The 1838-nt window shown below is 62.2% G+C and carries 1 protein-coding gene and 1 pseudogene; both read right to left on the minus strand.

All coding sequences use genetic code 11. The features are described 5' to 3' along the window. On the minus strand, nucleotides 1-1052 hold a 1052-nt coding region (locus QZY06_RS09955), incomplete at its 3' end, for a hypothetical protein (RefSeq protein ID WP_295683566.1). Between the two features lie 79 nt (nucleotides 1053-1131). Continuing rightward, a pseudogene (locus QZY06_RS09960) lies at nucleotides 1132-1838 on the minus strand (hypothetical protein); the annotation flags it as partial.

Genomic DNA, 1838 nt, shown 5'->3' on the forward strand with positions numbered 1-1838 from the left:
AGCAGGAAGGCGCCACTGCCAACGCCTTCGAGCATCGTCGGAAACACTTTCGACAACCACTGCGGACCCATCCAGAAACCCAGATACCCGAGCCCCATCGCGATCGCATAGAACAGCGCCATGTGCAGACCGAAGCTCATCGCGGGGGACTTCGCGTCGGCGCTGCGGTCCTGCTGCACGTTCAGTTCGTAGCGCCAGACCACGACCATGTACTGGATCGAATGCATGGCCGGGAAGATCAGGGTCAGCACTGGATCGCGGTAGAGCAGCCACAGGTACAGCGCCACGGTGTAAGCCACGAGACCGTTGAAAGGCGGCACCTGCTTGGTCGCTCGCCACTTCAGGCCGAGCATCAGCAACACGGCGGCCGAGGAGAGGCCGGCGATCACTTCGATCGCGGTCAGGATCGGCTGCGGCGTGGCGAAGGTGTAATAGGAGATGCCCCAGTAATCGGCCTTGTAGGCAATGGCATTGGCCAGCAGCCAGGACAGAAACCACACCACGTAGGCATTCCACAGCAGCACCTTCTTCTCGCCTTCCTTGAAGAAGCGCCGCTTCAACACCGAATCCAGCATCAGCATGCCGTAGCCCTGCTTCACGTAATGCCAGCCCACCGTGAAGAACATCAGGTTGACGCTGAAGCCCAGCGCCCGCGCGTTCTTGGTGACCAGGCACCACAGGAAAAAGCCGATCAGCAGCAGCGGCACGGCGACGCCGGCAATCAGATAGCGGACACGCCATTCGCGTGGATACTCGGCATTGAAGCCGCGCTTGCCGAAATCCCGATAGAACAGATGGTAGGAATGCGCGAAATGCGGGTTGTTGATGAAGTGCGCGACCGCCGTGGTGATGATCAGCACGTCGCCGTATGCCTTCCAATCGGTTGGCAGCAGGGCGAACCAGGGAATGATCAGCAGAGTGGCGCCGCCGAGGCAGAAGAAATCCATCCACGGCCCGAACAGATAGCCGGGCTGCTGGGCGAAGCCGGTCTTCGGCGGGCTGGCTGCCGCCTTCGGTTCGGCTGCTGGCAGGGAGGCAGTGGTGGCGCTCATCGGGCTACGGTTTCAAGACGACGATGCTCGAACCGTAAGGCGCGTATCGGCGTGATGCAACCTGGCGGACCGATTCGGCTCAACCTGCGGCGCAGCCCAGGGTACCGTCGCTGATGGGCGGCTGGCGCTCACTCAAGCCGGCAATCGGCTTGGCCAGCGGATCGTCGGGCAGGAAGATGCTCAAGCCCTGCGCCATCTCGATCGCGTCCTTGCAGCGGCCGAGTTTCAGCGCCAGCGGAATCGCCGCTTTCAGAAGCATGCTGCGGCCGCTGTCCGGAAAGGCCGCGACCTTCCACCAACCCATGCCGTCATCGAACAGCAGCGAGAACGCTGACTCGTGCTGGTCTCGCTTGTCGAGCAGCCTGGCCAGCTTGATGCGCGTTTGAACATCCATGGGTTCACGCCGCAGCGCCTCCGCATACAGCGCTTCCGGAGTTTTCCGTTCGGCTGCGGGGATCCCCGTTGCGGCTTCCGGTTGCGCCGCCAGCAAATCGGCAAGCCGAGCGTACGAAGTAGGCAGGGCCGGAAATTGTCGAATCAGATCGCTGAGTTCTTTTGCCGCCTGACGGGCGCCTTCGACGCGCTTTCCTTCGTCGGTCACGCCATAGGCCGTAGCCAGATAGGCGTCTGCCAGCCAATCACGAGCGGGCAGATAGGACGGTTGCGTCGCCGCCAGCAGCGCCGAGAATCGGGCCAGAAAATTCTCGTCGCGGGTCAACGACTGGCACATGAGGAGCTGACACTGGCCAGTTCGCACGACGTGGTAAAAGCCTTGCAAGCCTACGG

This window comes from uncultured Nevskia sp. (assembly GCF_903885465.1).
In the GTDB taxonomy this organism is placed as follows: domain Bacteria; phylum Pseudomonadota; class Gammaproteobacteria; order Nevskiales; family Nevskiaceae; genus Nevskia.